Here is a 22,298-nt window from a genome sequence, read left to right as displayed (position 1 = left end):
GCAAGAGGGTTATGCAATTAAAAATTGAAAATTAAAAATTAAAAATTAAGAAATGCAGTCTTGGCAAGCATTCTAAGGTAAGGGAGGCTTAACTCTTGTCTTCTCTCCTCATCCCTTAGATTTAAGTTGTGCAACTTGAAGCACAGAGAATAGAGTTATGCTAATTTTTATGAAGATTTAATAATTAGGCGAGAACACTATGAGCTTGGAACTTTCTGCGTCGGTGAAATATTGGCTGAATTTCTTCCATCCGGTGCTGATGTGGGCGCTATTAGTACTCTCAATTTATGCTGCCTACTTGGGGCTGCAATTACAGCGTACCAGAAATGCTCAGGGGGAAGAAAAGAAAGAACTGATTAAAGGTAGATATAACGTCAGACACTACCAAATCGGGTCTATACTCTTAGGTTTGATGGTAGCAGGTGCAATTGGAGGGATGGGTGTCACTTACATCAATAATGGCAAGTTATTTGTCGGCCCTCACCTGCTGGCAGGACTGGGTATGACGGGTCTGATTGCATTTTCTGCTGCTTTGTCCCCTTATATGCAGAAAGGGGCAAACTGGGCACGCGCAACCCATATTTTGATAAATTTCACCCTTTTGGGACTTTTTGCTTGGCAGGCTGTTACTGGCGTGCAAATTGTCCAAAGAATTCTTACTAAAGCTTAGTCATTTGTCCTCTCTGACAAAGTTCTGAGCGTAGAAAACCTCCGCTCGGACTTTGCGCTTTGTCCTTTGTCATTAGTGTATGAGAAATGACAAAGGACTGTTGACTTAGCGCTTTTGTTTGGAATTCCCAGAAAAGGGTATTTCCAAAGATTTCTGAAAATCTTGCTGAACTTTGCGTGTTAAGCGACGAGAAACTTGGCGGACGATTTGGTTAAGTAAGCGATCGCCAGTAGATTGAATTATAGACTTGGGTAATCGCTGAATAAACCGGGGAAAGTGCAAATCAACTATTAAATCTAACTCCCATTCAACTCTCGTAACTTCGCCACTACTGCAAGCATCGTTTTCTATTAGCTGGAGAGATGCCCGATAATCTACGTCATAACCAGGCGCTTGGTAATCAGGAATGGGTATTGTACGGATGCGGTAAATACCCTCCTCTGGGGGCAACAATTCCAAACCAATTTTCGGTTCTACTTCATAACCGAAAGCACCAAAACGACCAATTACTAAAGCATAGCCATTTTCCCCAAGTAATTGCACTTTCATGGGTTCAGCACAACGAGAAAACCATAAGGCGTGAGCATTAAGATACTCAGCAACCTTCTCTGCTGGGGCAGGCATTTCCATAAAATCTTGATAACGACCGTAAAATTTTGTAATCGTCGCTACATTTATGTCTGTTAATGTGTCCTTCGCTTCTTCTTGGTTGGACGCTACAGGTAAAACTGCTTCTGTTATTTCCCAGGATTTATATTCGCCTTGTCTTGAAAGCATAAATGCATTACTGTATATTTTGGCGTTCTTCTATACTAATAATTCCCCACATTCCTGGGTCATTTCGCATCAATATCCCATTTTGACCAAAACCTCATTAATCTGCCATCAACTCCATAGAATTACTAAAATAAAGAACTGAACAAGCACACAATAGTTTTCCAGGATAGCATTTCTCATGAAAGCATTTGTAGCAGGGGCAACCGGTGAAACAGGTCGCCGGATTGTGCAAGAGTTGATAGCGCGGAATATTCCCGTCCGAGCTTTGGTGCGGGATATAGAGAAAGCTAGAGGTATTCTGTCTCCTGAAGCTGAGTTAGTTGTAGGCGATGTGTTACAACCAGAAAGTTTGAATGCTGCGTTGGGAGATAGTACAGTTTTGTTCGTCGCGACTGGTGCAAAACCTAGTTTTGACCCCACAGGGCCTTATAAAGTAGATTTTGAAGGGACTAAAAATTTAGTAGAAGCTGCCAAAGCAAAGGGGATTGAGCATCTTGTCTTGGTTTCTTCTTTGTGTACTTCGCAGTTATTCCATCCACTGAATTTGTTTTGGCTGATTTTGGTGTGGAAAAAGCAAGCTGAAGAGTATATCCAGAAAAGTGGTCTGACTTATACGATTGTGCGACCTGGTGGATTGAAGAATGAAGATAACTCAGATGCGATCGTGATGCAGAGTGCTGATACACTCTTTGACGGTAGCATCCCCAGGCAGAAAGTCGCCCAAGTTGCTGTTGAGGCGCTGTTTGAAGCAGATGCACGCAATAAAATTGTCGAAATTGTTGCCAAACCTGAAGCAGCCTCAAAAAGTTTTGGAGAATTATTTGCTAACGTTGCGTAATTAAGCAGTTTAACTGCTGTAGAAATCTTGCTTTGATACAACAAGCATTTTGGGCACAGTACTACTGTGCCCTTACAAAAATACTGTATTGGATGGAAGTGAACTTAGTCAGAATGAACTCGTCAATCATTGTTGTTAATAAAGAGAGCAAATTTGAAGGAGTTAGACTCTGAAAGGCTTTGAATTCAAAGGTGTTGAAAAACTTATTGGGCCAATAGCTGCGCTTCTTGGCTTTGTGTATTTGTTGCAATGGTATATTGGAGACTTGCGATCGCCTTCCGATCCCATCTTTGCAGATAAACAGCCGCCCTTGGTGATGAAACAGGGCGATCCCTATATCCGCGCTTTAATGCGAACAATTTCGGCGAGTGAAGCGAGTGGAAACCGTCCCTATTCTCTGTTGTATGGTGGACAACAAGTTAATGACCTTAGCAGACATCCTGAGATATGTGTCACAATTGTCACAGGCCCAAATACAGGTAATTGTTCTACTGCTGCCGGCAGATATCAAATTATCAACATTACTTGGTATCGTTTGGCCCCACGTTATCACCCAAAGCCGATGCAGATGATGTTTTGGACTGCTTATAGTTTTGAAGCAGAATATCAAGATATAGTCGTTTACCGTTGGTTAACTGATTCTAAAGTTTGGGGAACTGATCTTTCTCAATTGCTGCGTCAGGGAAAGTTAATTGATGTTTTGCGGCGGCTCTCTCCGACTTGGACGAGTCTAGGATATGGTATAGAAACTAATTCTGTTAGTAGCTCTTTGCCTAAAGTTTATCAGAAAATGTTGCAAGAGGAATTAACCACAGCTAATCAACCAAGTGTCCAGAATTTGACACCATCGCCAACTCCTTCTAGGAAGCCACTAAAGAAGCCGTGAGGTTATCTTAATTTCTAACTTGCTGTAGATAGGAAATATTTGATATTTTCCACAAATGCTAAGGTATTTTCAAAGTGAATATTATGTCCAGCATTTTTAATTATTTTTAGCTGTGCAAATTCACATATTTTAGCCATTTCTGTATTAATAAATATAAATTTTTCATCATATTCACCAGCTAGTAAGAGTATATGAATTTTATTCTCTTGTAGCTTCTCCCACAAAGAAGGTTGACATCCATTCCCCATGAAGCGCAATGATTTATCTAATTCCTGCGGATTGTTTTGCAAGCGACTTTCTATCATGCGATCGTATTGTGGATGATTTTTTATATAACCAAAAATTGGTTGATTGTACCAATTGGACAAAAAATCAGCAAAATCAGTTTTAATAATGCTTCTGCTTAATTTTCTAGCTATTTGAGCATCACGCCTAACTCGTTCTAATCGTTCTGCTTTTGTTGCTAAACCTGGAGAAGCTGATTCTAATACGACTTTAATAAAACGTTCTGGGAAATTTAGAGTTAGGTATAAACCTAATCTTCCACCCATAGAATAACCAATTAAGTGGCATTTATCTATTTTTAATTCATCTAATAAATTGATTATTGCTTGAGCGGTGGTTTCCATCCCATAGTATTCATCACCTCCGACAACTTCGGTTTTCCCATGTCCTGGTAAATCAAGGATAAGATAAGAAAAATATTCTGCTAGAAATTTTATAGTTTCATCAAATTCATTAATGTTTCCCATGAAGCCATGTAACAAAAGAATTATAGGTTTGTTAGTATTTATATTTATACAATAGTTAAATTTATATTTATTTAAAATCATTCTTGGAAGATATCTATAAAATCCAAATGCAAAAACTTCCCTACCGTACTCTAATATAATTTCAAGGGTATAAGTTACCCCCTTATGACTGCTTTGGAACTACCCAGACTATCAACTATGATTGTGAAATACTTGTGCTAATTTTGGCATAAAAACTCTTTGTCTGAGTCAATACACCAAATATTACATCTCTACCAAATGTCTTGTAGTGCTAGTTAATTTCTGATTTTTGTAATTTTTAAGGTAAAAATCGATCTAAAGCAGCTTTTAACTGTTTAATTTCAACTTCAATATTACCCTCTTGTGCGGCTCTCGCAATACATTCAGTTAAATGTTCATCCAAAACAATTCGCGCTACCTTATCTAATGCGCCACGCACTGCGGCAATTTGCAGTAGAACATCAGGACAAGGGCTATTTTGCTGCACCATTGTTTTAATACCACGAACATGGCCTTCTATACGCGATAATCGATTGGCAATTCGCCGTAAAGACTCTTCGCTATGGACATGAGGATGAGCAGGCTCTTCAGTCCCATGAGTATGATCTGTATGCTCGTGGTCTGTATCATGATGCTGGGAATGTTCTGCTTGCTGGGATATTGGCAAGGATTTCTTGCCTAATTGATTTGATCCATTCATGGGTTATCAAAGGACTTGTAATACTAAGATCCTAGCCTAGAGCGTTACAGGGAGTGGGGAATGGGTAAGAGGACTTGGGGACAAGTCCCCCCTACTCCCTACTCCCCACTCCCCATTTCCACTAACTCTACTGCTGACGATTGGCTCTTTGTTGGGGAATAATTTCTGTTACTACCCTACCGGTAGAACTGCCACCTTTGACAACAATATTTTCTGTTTGCAGATTACCAACGGCCGTTTCACCCATAAAATTTAACGGTGGGTCAACTTGCCGATAAACTACATTTCCCTGAGCTTCAACTAATTTATTGTCTAAATACCAAGTTAAGGTATTAGACCTCAAAGACTGTCGACGCTGACCAATGGCGTTGACTTTACCTGTTAAATAAACCGTTTTTTGCGGTATTTTCATTTCACCTTGATTGGCGGTTACGGTAAGATTTTCAGCCCGTTGGAACATTCGTACAGGGGAATTTGTAGTAACAGTTTCTGCGTTCATGTTCCATGTCATAGAGTTACTAGCTATTTGCACCGGTGGGTCTAGTAAATCTAATTGAGCATTTTGTTGAATAGTGGCAATTTTTGTTTTTAAGTTGACTTCGGCAGAATTTCCCTTACCGCGATCGCTAATCTTATTATCTTTGTAGCGATCAATTTGTATGGGGCGATCGCCAATTAGTTTTTCTTCTTTAATATTCCAGATTAAATGCTCGGTTCTTACTTGTAATTGGGGATCAGCAGAATTTGCTACTACTCGTCCAGAAAATTCCATGCGCTGTTCGCGGGTTTTAACTCGCGCTTCTTGTGCTACAGCTTGTAGTTTTTTGTGAGTGCCGTTAATCTGGTTGCGGACAATCAACAAATCTTCTTTGGGCCGCCATTCTAACTCATTGCCTTGCAATACGATTCCATTACTAGGGTCTGTGGCAAATATCTTACCTTTAAGAAACAACTGCTTCCCATCTTGTTCAATATCTGCAACATCTGCCTTGATTTGGTAAACTACTTTACCATCTTGATATAGTTCACCGTAAGGACTTTCAGCTTGACCAATTTGTTTATCTTTGGTGTATTTTGCTTGTTTAGCTCTGACTTTCCAAATTGGTCTTCCCACTTCATCTGCCTGTTCTAGGGTGACATCAAAGAAGGTTAAATCGCTATCTTGCTTAGATGAAGCCGCAGGATTTTCTTGAGAAGCTATAGGGGATTTACCCCCACAACTTACTAAACCAAATATCAAGAAAAAAATCAAAGGTAAAAAAAGGAAGGAGGGAGTGGGGGAGTAATTTTGAATTTTTCTCTCCCCCTGTCTCCCTCTTTTATGAAATTGATACGCCATTATTCTTGGATTTCTAGGTGTCCATCACTAGTTCTTGGGTCTTCCAAAAAGCCGATACCAGATAACGGCCGGTATGGATAGCTTTGGCGAGGGGTTTTTTGAATGTCTTCTTTGATAGCTTCTAAATCGATGTAGCGATCGCTTACATTAATTAAGCTGTCACTGGTCATCGAACGCAAACTTACCACTTCTACCCGCACGCCGCGATAGCTAACTGAATTGACCGCATAAGCCAAATCCCCATCACCGCTGACTAAAACTGCGGTATCATAAGAATCGACTAGTGCCATCATGTCTACTGCTATTTCTACATCCAGGTTAGCTTTTTTAGAGCCATCTGGTAGCTGGACTAAATCTTTAGCAATGACTCGATAGCCATTGCGACGCATCCACAGCAGGAACCCCTGTTGCTTCTCGTTCGTCCGGTCTACACCAGTGTAGAAAAAAGACCGCAGAAGTCTAGAACCTCCAGTCAATCGACACAATAGCTTCGTGTAATCGATCTCAATCCCTAGTTGTAGTGCAGCGTAAAATAGATTTGAGCCGTCAATAAATATGGCGACCCTACCCCGATTCTCCAAAACTTGTTCTGGCGTAAATATTGAATCGGTTTCAAAATTATTCAACATCATTGTGATACCTCGATTTTTATCCCTGTTATTTTTGATACAAATTACGAACTTTTAGATGCTAGTCACAGCGGCTTATGATAATGTTCCGGGGTTAATATAAATAAATTAAGCCCCGATAAATTTTTTGAGAAAATAAGAAATTGAACAAAATCAGAGTTTGATAAGGACTAATCGTTTTTCGGGGGTTCTATTCGCTTAAAAACTGGTTGGAATGTACCCAACTGTTGTTTACTAGATAGTATCCCCCATGTCGCATGGGTGGCAAAAGGGGCGGTAACTGAACTTTGTATTTGATCGTTAAAGTCTATTCCAAAACCCAGTTGCTGATAAATATCGCTACTGATGTTTGGAATAATTGGGGAAAGCAGATAAGCTGCCAGTCTAACTGATTCTAGAACTGCGTAGAGAACTTTTTCCACGGACTCTTGCTGTCCCTGTTTATATAATGACCAAGGAGCTTGTTCATCAATAAACTTATTACTGGCTTGTGCCAGTGAAAGGATAGCGCCGCAGGCTTGACTGAAGGCTAGTTCCTTATATGCTTCTTTCACCTGTTCCCCTAGACGTAAACCTATTGTTTTCAAAGGATTTTCGTCAGGAATTCCTTCATTGCCGATTGATGGAACATTATTGTCAACGCAGTATTTCTTCACCATGCTCAAGGTGCGATTGAGCAAATTACCTAAATCATTTGCCAAATCTGCATTCAGAACATTAATGAACCTTACTTCATTAAAATCTCCATCTTTGCCAAATTCGATTTCCTTAAGGAAGTAATAACGAACGGCATCACTACCATAGCGTTGAACTAACGAAACAGGATCAAGGGTATTACCCAGACTTTTACCCATCTTTTGACCATCTTTAGTCAAAAAGCCATGCCCAAATACTCTTTCTGGCAAGGGTAAGCCAGCTGACAACAACATTGCCGGCCAATAAACTGCATGGAAGCGTAAAATATCTTTACCAATTAGGTGCAGGTTGATTGGCCACCATGTTTCTAAAGCATTTGCTAAAGTTGGTTCTGCATCTGGTTCGAGTAATGCCGTGACATAACCTAACAGCGCGTCAAACCAAACATAAAGGGTGTGTTTGGAATCAACTGGTACGGGAAAACCCCAATCTAGATTTACCCGTGAAATAGAAAAGTCTTGCAGCCCTTGATTGACAAAGCTGAGGACTTCATTGCGCCGACTTTCTGGTTGAATAAAATCGGGTTTAGATTGATAAAATTCTGTCAGCTTATTTTGATATTTAGATAAGCGGAAAAAATAGTTTTGCTCGTCTCGCCACTCAACTTCTTTGTTAGTATGAATCGGACAACGATGTCCTTCTAGTAGATCGCGTTCTTCTTTGAATTCTTCGCAAGATACGCAATACCAGCCTTGTTGTTGTCCTTGGTAGATATCACCAGATTCCCAGACTCGCTCAAAGAATTCTTTGACGATCGCTTCATGACGAGGTGCAGTTGTCCGACTAAAGCGATCGTATTTAATGTCTAGTAACTGCCACAAACTAACGAAACTAGGGACAACTTCATCGCAAAACTCTTGTGGCCCTTTGCCTAAACTTTCCGCCGAACGCTGAATTTTTTGCCCGTGTTCATCTGTACCTGTAATTAGTAATACCCGATGTCCTAGTAATCTATGAAATCGTGCTACTACATCTGCTGCGATCGTCGTATAAGCACTGCCTATATGGGGGACATCGTTTACATAATATAGTGGTGTTGTCAGTGCAAATGTTTTTTCTGTTTTATTCACTAGATTCATACAAAATAAAAATTAACTTATTAAAACCTTTTGCTTCTTACTTTTGTGGGAAAAACCACGCAATTATACAATAATATTTCCATTTTTTCCAATAACACCTTAATAGTAGCAAATTTATCAGGTCAAAAATTGTTTTGTAATATGTATCTATTCAAATCATTTTTGCCTATATGAGGAAAAGTAACTAATCATAATTTTTTTGAATACTTTCTATTAGAAATTATTGTGATCGAGAATACATAATGCAGAATGCAGAAAACTTAGCTGGTTTTGTAGATCAGATATTTCTATCTTAAGACGGTCATGGCAGTAGTAAAGAAATGTAAAAATTAAGTTAAGATAAACCGCCATATTTACCGGAAAAATATATTGATTAGGTATGAGTCGAAATAGCCCCCTAGAGATTTCTCGCGCTTTGGTGGCGGCACTCTCAACACAAATGTTTCGCTATTATGAGGATCGCATTCCCCAGGATGCTAGCGTTTTGGTAGTCAGCAATCACCGCAGCTTCATGGATGCACTGATATTAATGACGGCGTTATCAAGTCCGATTCGCTTTGCTTGCCATCACTATATGGGACAAGTGCCAGTAATGCGGGAGATTGTCACCGATCAATTGGGGTGTTTTCCTTTGGAGGAAACTCAAAACCGCCAACAAAGCTTTTTTTCGCAGTCGCAGTTGCTATTGCAGTCTAAGCAGATGGTGGGAGTATTTCCAGAAGGGACTGCACCAATGGTGAAATTTACTCAGCCAAACCAGGTGGGTGAGTTTCAACGGGGATTTGCCCATTTAGCATTGCGAGCTGATGTGCAGGATTTAGCAATTTTGCCGATCGCGATCGCTTCCTTAGAAGAGGTAAACACGAATGGTTTTCCCTTAAGGCTTTTGAGTGTATTTGACCCTTCAGAACCTTTATTTAATCAAGCTGGTTGGCATCCTTTGGTAATTTATCGTCGGGTTGCGGTGTTAATCGGTCGCCCTTATTGGATAACACCCCAACATCAAAAAAAATATCACGGGAAACAAGCCAGAACTGTTGTGGCTGAACTGACAGAACACTGTCATGGTGAAATTAGCCATTTACTGCGTCAAGGTTGCTATTAGAGCTATTCGATTTTGGATTTTGGATTGTCGGAACAATTAACAGTTCAAAAGTTTTATACCATTGACTAATGACCATTGACCAATGACCAATGACTATCTCTGAAGTTGAGTTAAAGCCTTGTTTCCTGACTCCTAAACGAGTACAGCCAGAGTATCCGCTATTGGTATATTTACCGGGAATGGATGGAACAGGTCAATTATTGCGATCGCAGACTGCTGGATTAGAAACTGGCTTTGATGTCCGTTCTTTGGCACTCCCCCGGAAAGACCTTAACACTTGGGATGTGCTAACAAAAAGTGTATTGGACTTGATCGACGCTGAATTACAAAAAAGCTCTCACAGACCAGTTTACTTGTGTGGTGAGTCCTTTGGTGGTTGCTTGGCAATGAAAGTAGCGATCCAAGCACCGCATTTATTTAAGCGAACTATCTTAATTAACCCAGCTTCGTCCTTTCGTCTTCGCCCTTGGTTGAGTTGGGCATCTCAACTTACTTACCTAGTGCCATCAGAATTGTATGATGTTGGCGCACTGGGATTGTTGCCGTTTCTGGCATCTTTACCCCGTATTTCTCGGAGCGATCGCCATGAACTGCTGAAAACCATGCGTTCTGTACCAGCAGAAACCGTTCTGTGGCGATTGTCTTTATTGCGAGAGTTTGAAGTTGATGAGGAAAAGTTAAGTCGCTTAACTCAACCAGTTTTGTTGATTGCTGGTGGTAGCGATCGCCTTTTGCCTTCTGTAACAGAAGTTAAGCGGATAGGGAATATCTTACCAAATAACAAGATTGTGGTGCTGCCCGAGTGCGGACACGCTTGCTTGCTAGAGCAAGATACTAATCTCTATGAAATTCTTAAAGATAACGACTTTTTAGAAAGTAAAGCTGATAAAGGTACGGGACTAGAGGTGAGAGGATAGGGTGAGGGGCGATCGCTGTTTTGCCAAAATGGGTAGGCTTGCTCTCAAAAGCACGCTTGTTAGGGACTTTCAGAAATTAAATTATTCAATTTTGTAAGCGAAGATGATCGTTAGATTCTTCCTCCCCTGCTTCAAGAGTGCCCTCAGCTTTCTCTTCTATCATCTTATGAACGTCTCAAAGAAGCTATCGAACCAATTGAAGAAATTACGATTTTATATTAATAGATTACCTTCTTTAAAAGAAATGTTGTGATAGGCTTAATTGCTGACATCAAAGGGCGATGGGGATAAATGAGCAATCGCACAGCGTAACTTTTGGTATCACTGCTCATTTCACCCCATACCCTTTTCACTCTTACAACTGAAATTCACTACTACTAGCTATTAAAACTCGCTTTGCAAGGTAATGGATTAGTTCAATTTCGCAGTTTAGTAAATTAGCTTCTTTAGTAAAAGGATATATCGATTTTGCATTGTCAAAATCATTCTCATTTTTAGTGTGGACTATTCTACATCTAACATCATAGATTCGTTTGGCTATGCTGTTTATTAATATTTCATCATTTTCATTTAAAGCCAATGGCTCTAAATCTAGCATTTTATCCTTTTTTGTTAAAAAAGATTTTAGCCTTTCATTTTTTTCCAAAAATTCTTTAAGTAATGAGATTTGAATACATTCCTTGAGCGTTGCTTCTAATTGGGAAATTTCAGTTATAAAACCTCTAGCCGAACTGGATTTCGCTATATTTAGCACTTTTATTACATCGTTGTCGTTATGAATGTTAAATCCAGGCGTTTTCATTAAATTTTGAATTGTGCGTGTAGCTTTTATTTGTGAATAAATGGAGAAATAAAACTCTATTACCTGATAGTAGGCTAGGTACTGTAACAAAGGCATTTCATTAGCACTTCGGGCATACCAATAAAGGGACAGAGCTTCCTTATCATACTGGCATACTGGGTACTTAATATTTAAAGGAGTTTGAGCATTGTGTTGTAAAATATTTTCTTCTTGAGTTTGAATACGTTGAACAGTTAAAGGCAACCCTAAAACCAGATCAATCTGAAAAAATATAGAATTTGCGTATTTTTCAAGATAGCTAACAGTTTTATCTTGTTGTGTTATATTCAAACCACTAATCTTTAAAGAAATACTGTCATCCTGTATATTACCCAGTAAAGTTTTTGCTATATCAGAAATAGGGCTAATCAATATAGTAATATTTAAGCCCTCAGATGAGTTATATGTTAACTCTAATTTAGTATCATTTTCATACGAAATGTTATTTAGATAATTTCTTGAATTATCTAAATTAAAAAGACGGTCATAAATTTTTTGAATTGAAGATTTGTCCAGTGAATTAATCAAAACTTCAATATATTTCTCTTCATAGGAACATATTCCATTATAACCAGACAGAAATTTATAATTTTCAAATTTATGTTCTAAAAGTATTCCTGCTTTTCTTGCATTACTAATGCTAATTATTACACTTCTTTTACTACGTCCTTCCTGTAAGAATATTTCTAAACCTTCACTATTGTCATTATCAAATATAATTTTTCTATATTCAATATTTGCAATTCTGCATCTTTCTTCAATTTTTATTTTCAATGATTCAAAATTCTGTTCAATATTGGGTTCAGTATCTAGGTGAACTCTTATTTTTTCCATACTTATCATTAATTCATGAAGTTGCTCCCTTAACTTTGCATCTGAGTAAACATCTGAAAAAGTAAGCTCAGTCAAATAATACTCTATGTCATTTTTTGCGTCGAAAAGAACATCAGAAATCATAATTTAAATATTCTTAATAGATAAGTATGTTTATTCATTTTACAATAATATTTTTTTATTGATAAGATTGTTCAAAAGTCCAAAGCAGAGATCGCGTTTTGCTTTTGCTTCTCGGTGACACCCAGATATCGCTCCAAAGCTGCCAAAGTCTGATGTCCCGATATCTCCTGAATGTAGGGCAACGGTATCCCGGCATCGTTCATCGAAGTTGTACTTATCGAGAGATGTCAAAGCCCCTCAAACTTCGCTAAAACAAAAATAGAGAGGCTTTACAAGATGGTGTCAAGCAATGGCAGATAAACCCCAAGCAATAGAAGTGAATAAATTAATTAATTCACCCAGAGAAACTTCAGAAGTAAAAATTCAAGCTCAATCATCAATAGAAAATGAACCTTCTGTATTAGAGTCTTTGATTAAAACTGTTGCTGAGACTGGCCAAGCAGTTTTAGACACAGCATTAGAGGTAGGAGAAGCGACAGCGAAACAAACACACAAGTTAATTGAGCAAACAACTCAAACGAGTGGTCAGGTTGTGAATCGCCTCAGCGAAAATTGGTTGATTAGAAAACTATCTGGAGTATTAAATCTAAATTGGCTAATTGGTACTACTGATGCTGTTGATTTGGAAAAAGCAGAAGCTGCGGTAAACAAGCTCAAACAAAAGTATCCAAATGAATCACCTAGTGAGATTGCTCACCGAATCATGGTGGAAAAAGCGACTCAAGCAGGCACTGTTGGACTAGCCACTAGTATTTTGCCAGGAGTAGCAATTGCATTGTTGGCAATTGATTTAACAGCGACAACAAAATTGCAGTCAGAAATGCTTTATCAAATTGCATTCGACTACGGGCTAGATTTAAAAGATCCTGCCCGTAAAGGAGAAGTCTTGGCAATTTTTGGTCTCGCTTTGGGTGGAGGTCGTCTTTTGAAAGCTGCGGGATTAGGATTACTGCGAAATGTACCCTTAGCGGGTGCTGCGATCGCAGCTAGTTCAAATGCAACAATGATCTATTCATTGGGTTATGCTGCTTGTCGATTTTACGAAGCCAAGCTAGATGAATCAACTTCCCTAGCATCGCCACAGACTCTAGCAACATTAAAAGCAGAAAGTGAAAAATATCTCGAAAGTGCGATCGCTCAAGAAGCCGTCATGGATCAAATCTTAGTTCACATGATTCTGGCTAGCCATCCAGATAAGACTTTGGAAGAAATTTTGCCAGAATTACAAGCTGTAAAACTCAGTCCTACCTCGTTGGATGCCATTGCCCAAAATATCAAATCACCTAAGTCTTTAGATATACTGCTCAATCAGCTGAATCGTGATTTTGCTATACCCTTGCTCGTTCAGTGTGAAAAAATTGCCCAGCTTGACAATAAGACTACACCTCTTGAGCAAGAAGTAATAGCAGCGATCGCCAGAAAATTTGATATTGACAAAGATGGAATTGGGGCATAAGAGGTTGTTTGAAAAGTGGTTGACTGTGATTTTGGGCACTAACTGATCCCCCCTAGCCACCCTTAAAAAGCAGGGCTGTTTCATTCCCCAACAGGCGCTGATTTACAAGCGTTTCAAGCAAAAAAGTCAGGTGACTAAAAAATCTAATTGGGCAATAAAATCGCGATCGCACTTAAATTTACTCGTTGAGGTGGTAGCTTTTCTTTTTCCTAATCAAGCAAATTTCTGACTTATACTCTTGACAAAATCTTTAAGAGATCGAATGAAACAGCCCTGCCTTAAAAAGGGGGGAACCGGAATCAAAGTCCCCCTTTTTAAGGGGGATTTAGGGGGATCTAGAATGTTTTGTTACCGAGAAGAAAACTTTTCAAACATCCTCTAAGGCATTAGGCAGAGGAGGTAAAAAAGTAGAGTTATGAGCGGAGTTCACCAGTATCAGACACAAAACTAGCCATTTTTTATAACTTTAAAGCCTGCCAAACTCCAACGGCTTGGCAGGCTTGTCTAGTGTTTTACTAAATTAATGTTCTATCATTAATTTTTTTCCAAATATAACTACCTCTCTTTTTTTAAACCTTTTCCTTTTATCTAATCTAAGTTTTTGCCTAGTTAATTCCTGAGATATTAATTCCTGAGCGCGGCTTTCAATTTTTATTTGGTTTTCTATTGGCTGTTCTTTAATTTTTTCTCTTAGGCTTTTGCCCATTCTTTTTACCCTTCTTCTTTTAGTTTTGTAAGATGGCTCTTGTACCGTGCATCAGCCTTTTGAATTAAGTGTTTATAAAAAAGTTTTTGGCTAACGCCGGATTTGTCACCTGCTACCAATAAAATGGCTTGCCTCAATGGGTCAAAAGCAAACGCTACACGCCAAACACCACCAAAAGCTGAGAATCGTAACTCTTTCATGTTTCCGTACTTCGACCCTTTGAGCGCATCAACATGAGGACGTTTTGCTTGTGGGCCAAACATTTCTAATACCTGAGCCGTAGCAAGCAACTCATTTTTTACTTCTTGAGGTAGAGCATCGAACTCAGACTCGAAATCATCATGAAACTCAACTTGCCATTCCACTAATTTATTATGGTTAAAACTTCATACATTTTCAAGCGTATTATCGATTGACACTCTCAGCGCTAACATTATAGCTACTGGCCCCATCTCCCTCATATTCCCCGCTCCCCTCATCCTGAAACAAGAATTTTGAGCAATACTGGTACAGGAAGGAATATTTACATAAAATCCCAAAATGACAATTCAACCTAGTGATAAGCCTTTGCTAGAGTGGGCAGGCGATAGTTTGGCAATAGGATTATTTGAAGATGCAGTAGAGTTAACCGGAGAACTAGCAACTTTAGATCAAAAGTTTTCCGGGGTCTTAAAAGAACTAATTGCGGAAGAAGAATTTAAAGGTAAAGCCAACAGTACAATTTTCACTCGTGTGAATCCTGGTAGCCCAGTACGTAAATTGATTCTGGTAGGATTGGGTAAACCAGATACACTAAAACTCGACACTTTGAGACGCGCTGCTGCTGCGGTAGCCAGAGTCGCAAAAAAGCAAAAAAGCAAAATTTTGGGATTTAGTTTCCCATTATGGAATAACGATCCAGCCGCAAGCGCCCAAGCGATCGCAGAAGGTGTTGAATTAGCACTTTATCAAGATATTCGTTTTAAATCAGAACCAGAAGATAAAGGATCGCAAATAGAAAGCATCGATTTACTAGGTTTTGGTGGACAAGAAGCAGCCATAAACCTCGCCAATCAAATCGTTTCCGGGGTAAATTTGGCACGGGAGTTAGTGGCAGCACCAGCCAATGCGGTAACACCAATTACTTTAGCCGAAACTGCTCAAGCGATCGCTAAAGACCACGGTTTACAAGTAGAAATTCTCGAAAAAGAAGACTGTGAAAAGTTGGGTATGGGTGCTTTTTTGGGAGTATCGCAAGGTTCCGAGTTGCCACCTAAATTTATTCACCTGACTTACAAACCAGAAGGTACACCGAAAAAGAAACTAGCAATTATTGGCAAAGGTGTAACCTTTGATTCCGGCGGACTGAATATTAAAGGTGCTGGTAGCGGCATCGAAACCATGAAAATGGATATGGGTGGTGCAGCTGCTACCTTGGGGGCGGCAAAAGCAATTGCTCAAATTAAGCCAGATGTTGAAGTTCACTTTATCTCGGCGGTAGCCGAAAACATGATTAGCGGTCGCGCCATGCACCCTGGAGACATTCTCACAGCGTCAAACGGCAAAACAATCGAAGTGAACAACACCGACGCAGAAGGACGTTTAACCCTTGCAGATGCCTTGGTGTTTGCTGACAAATTGGGATTAGATGCGATCGTGGATTTAGCCACCCTAACCGGTGCTAACGTCATTGCCTTGGGTGATGATATTGCTGGTTTGTACACTCCCGATGATGACGTAGCTTCCCAGATCGAAAAAGCTGCCCAAACTTCAGGGGAAAAGATTTGGCGGATGCCAATGGAAGAAAAATATTTTGAAGGGCTAAAGTCTGGGATTGCGGACATGAAAAATACAGGGCCGCGTCCAGGTGGTGCCATTACTGCTGCTCTTTTCCTCAAGCAATTTGTCAAAGAAACCCCTTGGGCGCACATAGATATTGCTGGCCCAGTGTGGGCAGATAAAGAAAATGGCTACAACGGCGCAGGAGCAACCGGCTACGGCGTTCGGACGCTAGTTAACTGGGTGTTGGGGATTGAAGAGTAGGAAATAGGAGGCAGGGGGGCAGGGGACAAGGGGACAAGGGGGAATGGCAGTAAGAAAAGCTGAAACCTCCTTGCTGGCATGGTGTGGGAGGTGTGGGAGGTGTGGGAGATGTGGGAAGCAATGCAGCATTTGTTGATATGCAGTTATTCAATTTCTCCTCTTTCTCCCCACACTCCCCACACTTCCCCCACTTCCCACACTCAAAAAGCAAGTTATATCAGGGCTTTGCGATTAACAAGCGTGCCATTCGGGACAAGAGGTGAGAACTTGAAACAAGTCTTTCCCCTTGTCCCCAATTCTCCTTGTCCCCAAGTCCTCTTCCCAATTCCCCATTCCCCATGCCCCATGCCCAATGCCCAAATTCGTGCTATCTTGAGCTTGCCAGCAAAAATTGTTGCAATAGTAACAGAAGTAATTTGGCAGTCAGAAAGTTAAGCTTTTTCGGCAAAGCCATCTGGTAAAATTTATAAGGTTTCTAAAAGCTCTGAGCAATGGGATCGACTCGCGTACGGATCGCAATTGACGCAATGGGAGGGGATCACGCACCCGGTGAAATCGTTGCTGGCGCACTGCGAGCAAAGGAAGAATTGGGTGTAGAGATATTACTTGTTGGTGATCCCCAACAAATAGAAGCTGCCTTGCCGCCAAAAACGAATTTAGCGCAGGTGGAGATCGTTCCTGCTGAGGAAGCGATCGCAATGGATGAGGAGCCTTTAAATGCAGTTAGACGCAAACGCAAGGCTTCTATCAATGTGGCGATGGATTTAGTCAAGCAGCAAAAGGCAGATGCCGTATTTTCTGCCGGCCACTCTGGGGCAGCGATGGCATCAGCTTTGCTTCGCTTAGGACGATTGCCAGGAATTGATCGTCCAGCAATCGGGACTGTTTTTCCGACAATTGTTGCTGGTAAGCCAGTGTTAGTTCTTGATGTTGGCGCAAATGTAGATTGTCGCCCGAAGTTTTTAGAGCAGTTTGCCGTCATGGGATCGGCTTATAGTCAGTATGTCTTAGGTACAACTGAACCGAAAGTGGGTTTGTTGAATATCGGTGAAGAAGACTCTAAAGGCAATGATGCAGCCGTCCGCGCCCATCAACTGCTCCGCGAAAATTCTCAAATTAATTTTATTGGCAATGCCGAAGGGCGTGATGTGCTTTCCGGTCACTTCGATGTAATTGTCTGCGATGGCTTTGTGGGCAATGTACTGTTAAAATTTGCCGAAGCAGTTGGAGAAGTGATTCTGCAAATTCTGCGGGAAGAATTACCCCAAGGATTGCATGGTCAAATCGGTTCAGCAATCTTAAAACCAAACCTGAAGCGAGTTAAGCAACGCATGGATCATGCAGAACACGGTGGTGCTTTGTTGTTAGGCGTGGCAGGAGTTTGTTTTATCGGTCACGGTAGCTCACAAGCACCTTCAATTTTCAATGCTATTCGCATGGCCAAAGAAGCTGTTGACAATCAGGTGCTACAACGAATTCAGTCCCAATATATCCTAGAGCGCGAAAGCGGTTAGTCATTAGTCATTAGTCATTAGTCATTAGTCATTTGTCTTTGACAACTGACACAGGACAAATGACACAGGACAAATGACAAAGGACAAATGACAAAGGACAAAAGCTGATAGCTTGGGAGATTAGGAGTGGAAAACTTAGGCATAGCAATTACCGGAAGTGGCTCGGCAGTACCAGCAACTTCCCTACACAACCAGACATTGACTGAACTAGTTGAAACATCAGACGAGTGGATTGCCACAAGAACGGGAATTCGCCAACGACGATTAGCGGTGTCATCTGAGTCCTTAAGTGGACTAGCTGCTGCCGCCAGTAGTCGCGCGATCGCAGCTTCAGGAATTAGACCAGAAGACCTAGACCTGATTTTGCTAGCGACTTCCACCCCTGATGATTTGTTTGGTAGTGCTTGTCAAGTACAGGCTCAATTAGGAGCTACCAACGCAGTCGCCTTTGACTTGACAGCAGCCTGCTCTGGCTTTGTGTTTGGTCTGGTTACAGCAGCCCAATACATTAGAACAGGTGTCTATAAAAATGTACTGTTGATAGGGGCAGATATCCTCTCTCGCTGGGTAGATTGGCAAGATCGTCGCACTTGTGTATTATTCGGCGATGGTGCAGGAGCAGTAGTATTACAGGCTTCTAAAAGCGATCGCTTATTAGGATTTGCCCTTAAAAGTGATGGCACTCAAAACCATCACCTCAACCTTGCTTATGCAGCAAGTTCCCAAGAATTACTCCCTGGTGTAAATATCACTAAAGGCACTTACCAACCTATTACTATGAACGGCAAAGAAGTCTACCGCTTTGCTGTGCAAAAAGTCCCAGAAATCATAGATAAAGCCTTATTTCAAGCTAACCTTAAGGTTGACCAAATAGATTGGCTAGTGTTACATCAAGCTAATCAGCGCATTATTGATGCCGTTGCTCAACGCCTAAATATCCCAGAACATAAAATCATAAGTAATCTCGCCCAGTATGGTAATACCTCTGCTGCTTCCATTCCCTTAGCTTTGGATGAAGCAGTGCGACAAGGTAAAATTAAACCCAATGACATCGTTGCGACATCCGGCTTTGGTGCCGGTCTTACCTGGGGCGCGGCAATTTTCCAATGGGGAAGATAAATATTTTGTCATTAGTCATTTGTCCTTTGTGAATGACCGATGACTAATGACAAATGACCAATGACCACTGACTATTGACAAATGACAAAAACTGCATGGGTGTTTCCCGGACAAGGTTCCCAAGCGCTGGGAATGGGAATGGATTTATTAGATATACCGTCCGCTAAAGACAAGCTTGCCAAAGCTGAGGATATTTTGGGCTGGTCTGTAACTGAAATTTGTCAAACTCAAGAAGAGAAGTTATCACAGACGCTATATACTCAGCCAAGTCTTTATGTGATAGAAAGCATTCTTGCCGATCTTCTCCGAGAACGAGGACACCAGCCAGATTTAGTTGCTGGTCACAGTTTGGGGGAATATACTGCTCTTTATGTAGCGGGTGTCTTTGAGTGGTCGGCTGGTTTATATCTAGTAAAGCGTCGTGCAGAACTCATGGATAATGCCGTCGGTGGGATGATGGCAGCTTTGATGAACTTTGACCGCGAACAGTTGGAAAAAGTCATTGCCCAAACGCCTGATGTGGTTCTAGCAAATGATAATAGTTCGGCTCAGGTGGTAATTTCAGGCACGACTGAGGCTGTACAAGCAGTGATGACTCAAGTTAAAGCCAAGCGTGCTATTCCCCTAAAAGTTTCTGGAGCATTTCACTCACATTTAATCGCACCAGCAGCTGCGGAATTCCAAGACATTTTAGAATCTGTGGAATTTCAACCAGCTACTGTGCCAGTCTTATCTAATGTAGAACCAATTCCGTCTATTGATGCCGAGATTTTAAAGCAGCGCCTCAACAAACAAATGACCGGTTCTGTAAGGTGGCGAGAAATTTCTTTGCAATTACCAGCTAACGGTATCCAGCGAGTAGTAGAAGTTGGCCCAGGTAAAGTCTTAACTGGCTTGATTAAACGTAGTAGCCCTGATTTGATTTTACAAAATATCCAGAGTGCTACTGATTTACCTGTTGCTGTTGAATCTTTTTAGCTTTTAGAGGTAGGGTGACAACAAATTCTGCACCCAATCCTTGTGTGGAATTACAATTAAGTTTACCTTCATGCAGTTCAGTCACAATTTGATAGCTGATAGTTAAACCTAATCCAGATCCTTTACCCACATTTTTAGTTGTAAAAAAGGGGTCAAATAACCTTGTTATAATTGTGTCTGGAACTCCAAGACCATTATCTGCAATGGAAATCATGATTTGGTTTTCAGATACCAAGCAAGTATGAATCCAAATTGTGTTGGGATGCGAAGCAATTTCTGTAGGCGTGCGCTGCTGATTTGCATCTTCTAAGGCATCAATAGCATTAGACAGAATATTCATAAATACCTGATTGAGTTGTCCAGGGTAGCAGATCGCCGGAGGCAATTTACCATAGTTTTTTAGCACTTCTATTGCTGGACGGTGTGGTTGATCTTTCAGACGATGTTGCAAAATCAATAACGTACTATCAATGCCCTCATGAATATCAACAGCCTTAAATTCAGCTTCATCTAAACGGGAGAAATTGCGGAGTGATAGCACAATTTCGCGTATGCGATTGGTGCCAATTTTCATCGAAGACAGCATCTTGGGTAGATCATCTCGAATAAATTCCAGATCAACTTCTTTAGCCTCAGTTTGAATTTCAGTGACTGGATTGGGATAGTGATACTGATACAGTTGAATAAATTCCAACAAATCTTGGGCATAATTTTGTATATGGGTGAGGTTGCCGTGAATGAAGTTGACAGGATTATTAATCTCATGTGCCACACCTGCCACCAGTTGCCCCAGGGCTGACATTTTTTCACTCTGGATCATCTGGGTTTGAGTCCGACGTAGTTCTTCAAGTGTCTTTTGTAACGTTGTTGTTCGCTCCTCAACCCGTAGCTCTAACGCATTGTTTACCTGTTCTAATTGAATGAAAGAAGTCTTTAACTGACTTGCCATACTGTTGAAAGAACTAGCAAGTCCTCCCAGTTCATCCTGTCGCGTGGTATCAAGAGCGATCGCAAAATCACCGTTAGCAAGTTGGTTACTAGCGGCGGTTAATTGCTGGAGGGGTTTAGCGATTTCTTGGTGCAACACCGACAAGAGCAACAACACTTCAACCAGCAGCGCCACTGCACCAGAAATTAAGATAAATTGAGCCATATCCCATGCTTCCCCCGATAGCAGTGATTTGGGATAGACTGTGACAAAATACCAATCTGGACCTTGTAAGCGAGTCACTGCTAAGTATTCACGGTCTTGGCTATTTTCCAGGACGTGGGTTTTGGATTTAGTGGTTGTCACTAGCTGAAAAATGCGGTTGAGATGAGGATCGTTGATTGTATCGATTTTTAATTGACCCTGAGCTTGCTGAATTTCCGCAGTGCGTTGGGGGTGGACAATTAAACGACCGTCTGAGCGAAAAATTAGATTGTAGGTGCCCGGTAATTGATCCTGGATCGTATGCTCCATCAAATCGGTTAAGACCACATCATGTCCTACAACGCCCAGGAAGCGATCGCCATCATAAACAGGTACACTTGCCGAAATCATCCAGACTTTAACACTGAGATCGAGATAAACACCTGTCCACTTCGGCGATCGAGACGGGTTATGCTGAGGATCGGCAATATAGAAAAATTCCTCTTTCGGCATATAGAAATCAGGCGGTGTCTCCAACAAGATCGGCATACCTTTCCAATAGGTTGTCGTTGCATTTTCTCGTCTCACGAAATAAGTATCAACAAACTGATTAGACCAAGCAGATCCGTAGGCACTAATCAGCGTGTTAGCCGTTAGTAGTTGCTGCTTTAGTTCTTTAGTAATTTGCACATTTTGACCAATGAACGATCCAGCATATCGAGTAGAATCAAAGTCTTTGCGCGGTCGATTTTGGGGAAAATTGCGTTTAGTACCATCGTTCCAGGAAAAATATTGCCGCTCAAATTCAGCCTGGAAATCATTAGTGGGTTGCTTGAATTCCTGCAAAAGGCGATCGCGCAGCAAAGTGAGGTTATCCTGTGCAAGTTTAAAGATGTTGCTTTCATACTGTCCTCGGGCGCTGATGTACTTTTCTAGCTGGACTTGGGTCTGGGCTTCTAAGCGGGACATGACATGGACATAACTCACCCCAGCAGAGATGAGTACCACCACCGTTACTCGCAATGCCATATTGATTAGTGTTTTATAGGTAAGTGAGGTAGGGCGATTCTTGACTAAACGGACACACCACTGTTTCTGAAGGGTTTGTCTAAATTGGGTAAGCATAGAGTCACAGAGATTGTTATTTAGGCTGAATATTTACAG

At 40.9% G+C, this 22,298-nt stretch carries 22 protein-coding genes; 11 read left to right on the top strand and 11 right to left on the bottom strand.

Going from position 1 to position 22,298, the window contains the following annotated elements; genetic code table 11:
- The first annotated feature begins 199 nt into the window (after nucleotides 1-199).
- Nucleotides 200-670 (top strand): DUF4079 domain-containing protein, encoded by a 471-nt coding sequence (locus tag ACFFRD_RS21095; RefSeq protein WP_179071211.1) that lies wholly within the window; start codon nucleotides 200-202, stop codon nucleotides 668-670.
- Nucleotides 671-775: 105 nt separating this feature from the next.
- On the opposite strand, the gene ACFFRD_RS21090 is transcribed toward ACFFRD_RS21095, so the two are convergent.
- On the bottom strand, nucleotides 776-1,447 hold the full coding sequence (locus tag ACFFRD_RS21090) for a DUF1997 domain-containing protein (protein WP_392477193.1): 672 nt from the start codon (nucleotides 1,445-1,447) through the stop codon (nucleotides 776-778).
- A gap of 178 nt (nucleotides 1,448-1,625) precedes the next feature.
- On the opposite strand from ACFFRD_RS21090, the gene ACFFRD_RS21085 reads away from it, so the two are divergent.
- Together ACFFRD_RS21085 and ACFFRD_RS21080 are read left to right on the top strand one after the other, a co-directional pair.
- A complete protein-coding gene (locus ACFFRD_RS21085; RefSeq protein WP_392477191.1) occupies nucleotides 1,626-2,285 on the top strand; it encodes an NAD(P)H-binding protein in 660 nt (219 codons plus the stop codon).
- A gap of 235 nt (nucleotides 2,286-2,520) precedes the next feature.
- On the top strand, nucleotides 2,521-3,171 hold the full coding sequence (locus ACFFRD_RS21080; RefSeq protein ID WP_392477190.1) for a glycoside hydrolase: 651 nt from the start codon (nucleotides 2,521-2,523) through the stop codon (nucleotides 3,169-3,171).
- Between the two features lie 14 nt (nucleotides 3,172-3,185).
- Here the strand turns inward: ACFFRD_RS21080 and menH are convergent, their stop codons facing one another.
- From menH to metG, 5 genes are all read right to left on the bottom strand, one after another.
- Nucleotides 3,186-4,004: a 2-succinyl-6-hydroxy-2,4-cyclohexadiene-1-carboxylate synthase gene (gene menH, locus ACFFRD_RS21075; RefSeq protein ID WP_392477189.1), complete on the bottom strand. Its 819-nt coding sequence runs from the start codon at nucleotides 4,002-4,004 to the stop codon at nucleotides 3,186-3,188.
- Nucleotides 4,005-4,242: 238 nt separating this feature from the next.
- The gene (locus ACFFRD_RS21070) at nucleotides 4,243-4,644 is read right to left on the bottom strand and encodes a metal-sensitive transcriptional regulator (RefSeq protein WP_114080231.1); all 402 of its coding nucleotides are present in this window, start codon (nucleotides 4,642-4,644) and stop codon (nucleotides 4,243-4,245) included.
- A gap of 127 nt (nucleotides 4,645-4,771) precedes the next feature.
- Nucleotides 4,772-5,983, bottom strand: coding sequence for an LPS export ABC transporter periplasmic protein LptC (gene lptC, locus ACFFRD_RS21065; protein ID WP_392477187.1), 1,212 nt, complete (start codon nucleotides 5,981-5,983; stop codon nucleotides 4,772-4,774).
- Nucleotides 5,983-6,612, bottom strand: coding sequence for an NYN domain-containing protein (locus ACFFRD_RS21060; protein WP_041565095.1), 630 nt, complete (start codon nucleotides 6,610-6,612; stop codon nucleotides 5,983-5,985). Before ACFFRD_RS21060 ends, lptC begins: the two co-directional genes overlap by 1 nt.
- 170 nt (nucleotides 6,613-6,782) lie before the next feature.
- Nucleotides 6,783-8,387, bottom strand: a complete 1,605-nt coding sequence (gene metG, locus ACFFRD_RS21055; protein ID WP_392477185.1) for a methionine--tRNA ligase — start codon at nucleotides 8,385-8,387, stop codon at nucleotides 6,783-6,785.
- 379 nt (nucleotides 8,388-8,766) lie between these two features.
- Here metG and ACFFRD_RS21050 point away from each other — a divergent pair, with 379 nt between their 5' ends.
- Together ACFFRD_RS21050 and ACFFRD_RS21045 are read left to right on the top strand one after the other, a co-directional pair.
- Entirely contained in the window at nucleotides 8,767-9,492 is a 726-nt protein-coding gene (locus ACFFRD_RS21050) for a lysophospholipid acyltransferase family protein (protein WP_392477184.1), read from the top strand.
- Between the two features lie 89 nt (nucleotides 9,493-9,581).
- A complete protein-coding gene (locus tag ACFFRD_RS21045) occupies nucleotides 9,582-10,409 on the top strand; it encodes an alpha/beta fold hydrolase (protein ID WP_392477182.1) in 828 nt (275 codons plus the stop codon).
- Nucleotides 10,410-10,764: 355 nt separating this feature from the next.
- On the opposite strand, the gene ACFFRD_RS21040 is transcribed toward ACFFRD_RS21045, so the two are convergent.
- Nucleotides 10,765-12,207 (bottom strand): hypothetical protein, encoded by a 1,443-nt coding sequence (locus ACFFRD_RS21040; RefSeq protein WP_392477180.1) that lies wholly within the window; start codon nucleotides 12,205-12,207, stop codon nucleotides 10,765-10,767.
- Between the two features lie 71 nt (nucleotides 12,208-12,278).
- Nucleotides 12,279-12,410, bottom strand: a complete 132-nt coding sequence (locus ACFFRD_RS21035) for an integrase (RefSeq protein WP_392477179.1) — start codon at nucleotides 12,408-12,410, stop codon at nucleotides 12,279-12,281.
- 86 nt (nucleotides 12,411-12,496) lie between these two features.
- Here ACFFRD_RS21035 and ACFFRD_RS21030 point away from each other — a divergent pair, with 86 nt between their 5' ends.
- A complete protein-coding gene (locus ACFFRD_RS21030) occupies nucleotides 12,497-13,663 on the top strand; it encodes a hypothetical protein (RefSeq protein ID WP_392477178.1) in 1,167 nt (388 codons plus the stop codon).
- A 520-nt stretch (nucleotides 13,664-14,183) separates the two neighbouring features.
- Here ACFFRD_RS21030 and ACFFRD_RS21025 read toward each other — a convergent pair.
- Entirely contained in the window at nucleotides 14,184-14,369 is a 186-nt protein-coding gene (locus ACFFRD_RS21025; RefSeq protein WP_185580931.1) for a hypothetical protein, read from the bottom strand.
- Between the two features lie 5 nt (nucleotides 14,370-14,374).
- Nucleotides 14,375-14,734, bottom strand: a complete 360-nt coding sequence (locus ACFFRD_RS21020; RefSeq protein WP_392477177.1) for a type II toxin-antitoxin system RelE/ParE family toxin — start codon at nucleotides 14,732-14,734, stop codon at nucleotides 14,375-14,377.
- 175 nt (nucleotides 14,735-14,909) lie between these two features.
- Between ACFFRD_RS21020 and ACFFRD_RS21015 the strand changes: the two genes are divergently transcribed.
- From ACFFRD_RS21015 to fabD, 5 genes are all read left to right on the top strand, one after another.
- The gene (locus tag ACFFRD_RS21015) at nucleotides 14,910-16,391 is read left to right on the top strand and encodes a leucyl aminopeptidase (RefSeq protein WP_392477175.1); all 1,482 of its coding nucleotides are present in this window, start codon (nucleotides 14,910-14,912) and stop codon (nucleotides 16,389-16,391) included.
- 108 nt (nucleotides 16,392-16,499) lie between these two features.
- Entirely contained in the window at nucleotides 16,500-16,826 is a 327-nt protein-coding gene (locus ACFFRD_RS21010) for a hypothetical protein (protein WP_392477174.1), read from the top strand.
- Nucleotides 16,827-16,882: 56 nt separating this feature from the next.
- Nucleotides 16,883-17,905 (top strand): phosphate acyltransferase PlsX, encoded by a 1,023-nt coding sequence (gene plsX, locus ACFFRD_RS21005; protein ID WP_185580934.1) that lies wholly within the window; start codon nucleotides 16,883-16,885, stop codon nucleotides 17,903-17,905.
- A gap of 126 nt (nucleotides 17,906-18,031) precedes the next feature.
- Nucleotides 18,032-19,024 carry a beta-ketoacyl-ACP synthase 3 gene (locus ACFFRD_RS21000; RefSeq protein ID WP_392477172.1) on the top strand — a complete coding sequence of 331 codons (993 nt, stop codon included), beginning with the start codon at nucleotides 18,032-18,034 and terminating at the stop codon, nucleotides 19,022-19,024.
- A gap of 81 nt (nucleotides 19,025-19,105) precedes the next feature.
- Nucleotides 19,106-20,002, top strand: coding sequence for an ACP S-malonyltransferase (fabD, locus tag ACFFRD_RS20995; protein ID WP_114080221.1), 897 nt, complete (start codon nucleotides 19,106-19,108; stop codon nucleotides 20,000-20,002).
- Here fabD and ACFFRD_RS20990 read toward each other — a convergent pair.
- Nucleotides 19,968-22,259, bottom strand: coding sequence for an ATP-binding protein (locus ACFFRD_RS20990; RefSeq protein ID WP_392477170.1), 2,292 nt, complete (start codon nucleotides 22,257-22,259; stop codon nucleotides 19,968-19,970). The two genes, fabD and ACFFRD_RS20990, sit on opposite strands and share 35 nt — an antisense overlap.
- Nucleotides 22,260-22,298: the final 39 nt, after the last annotated feature.

The organism is Nostoc sp. C110, assembly GCF_043099725.1.
Taxonomy (GTDB): Bacteria; Cyanobacteriota; Cyanobacteriia; order Cyanobacteriales; family Nostocaceae; genus Nostoc; species Nostoc muscorum_A.
Note: the sequence above shows the minus strand (reverse complement) of the source record. Positions and strands in the feature narration are given on the sequence as shown.

Bases quoted from the DNA above. Each gene is read 5' to 3' on its own strand.
- metG (WP_392477185.1), bottom strand. From the start codon at position 8,387: ATGAATCTAGTGAATAAAACAGAAAAAACATTTGCACTGACAACACCA.
- ACFFRD_RS21015 (WP_392477175.1), top strand. From the start codon at position 14,910: ATGACAATTCAACCTAGTGATAAGCCTTTGCTAGAGTGGGCAGGCGAT.
- ACFFRD_RS21070 (WP_114080231.1), bottom strand. From the start codon at position 4,644: ATGAATGGATCAAATCAATTAGGCAAGAAATCCTTGCCAATATCCCAG.
- ACFFRD_RS21040 (WP_392477180.1), bottom strand. From the start codon at position 12,207: ATGATTTCTGATGTTCTTTTCGACGCAAAAAATGACATAGAGTATTAT.
- plsX (WP_185580934.1), top strand. From the start codon at position 16,883: ATGGGATCGACTCGCGTACGGATCGCAATTGACGCAATGGGAGGGGAT.
- ACFFRD_RS21050 (WP_392477184.1), top strand. From the start codon at position 8,767: ATGAGTCGAAATAGCCCCCTAGAGATTTCTCGCGCTTTGGTGGCGGCA.
- ACFFRD_RS21095 (WP_179071211.1), top strand. From the start codon at position 200: ATGAGCTTGGAACTTTCTGCGTCGGTGAAATATTGGCTGAATTTCTTC.
- ACFFRD_RS21025 (WP_185580931.1), bottom strand. From the start codon at position 14,369: ATGGGCAAAAGCCTAAGAGAAAAAATTAAAGAACAGCCAATAGAAAAC.
- lptC (WP_392477187.1), bottom strand. From the start codon at position 5,983: ATGGCGTATCAATTTCATAAAAGAGGGAGACAGGGGGAGAGAAAAATT.
- ACFFRD_RS21060 (WP_041565095.1), bottom strand. From the start codon at position 6,612: ATGTTGAATAATTTTGAAACCGATTCAATATTTACGCCAGAACAAGTT.
- menH (WP_392477189.1), bottom strand. From the start codon at position 4,004: ATGATTTTAAATAAATATAAATTTAACTATTGTATAAATATAAATACT.
- ACFFRD_RS21090 (WP_392477193.1), bottom strand. From the start codon at position 1,447: ATGCTTTCAAGACAAGGCGAATATAAATCCTGGGAAATAACAGAAGCA.
- fabD (WP_114080221.1), top strand. From the start codon at position 19,106: ATGACAAAAACTGCATGGGTGTTTCCCGGACAAGGTTCCCAAGCGCTG.
- ACFFRD_RS20990 (WP_392477170.1), bottom strand. From the start codon at position 22,259: ATGCTTACCCAATTTAGACAAACCCTTCAGAAACAGTGGTGTGTCCGT.
- ACFFRD_RS21010 (WP_392477174.1), top strand. From the start codon at position 16,500: ATGTGGGAAGCAATGCAGCATTTGTTGATATGCAGTTATTCAATTTCT.
- ACFFRD_RS21085 (WP_392477191.1), top strand. From the start codon at position 1,626: ATGAAAGCATTTGTAGCAGGGGCAACCGGTGAAACAGGTCGCCGGATT.
- ACFFRD_RS21045 (WP_392477182.1), top strand. From the start codon at position 9,582: ATGACTATCTCTGAAGTTGAGTTAAAGCCTTGTTTCCTGACTCCTAAA.
- ACFFRD_RS21035 (WP_392477179.1), bottom strand. From the start codon at position 12,410: ATGAACGATGCCGGGATACCGTTGCCCTACATTCAGGAGATATCGGGA.
- ACFFRD_RS21030 (WP_392477178.1), top strand. From the start codon at position 12,497: ATGGCAGATAAACCCCAAGCAATAGAAGTGAATAAATTAATTAATTCA.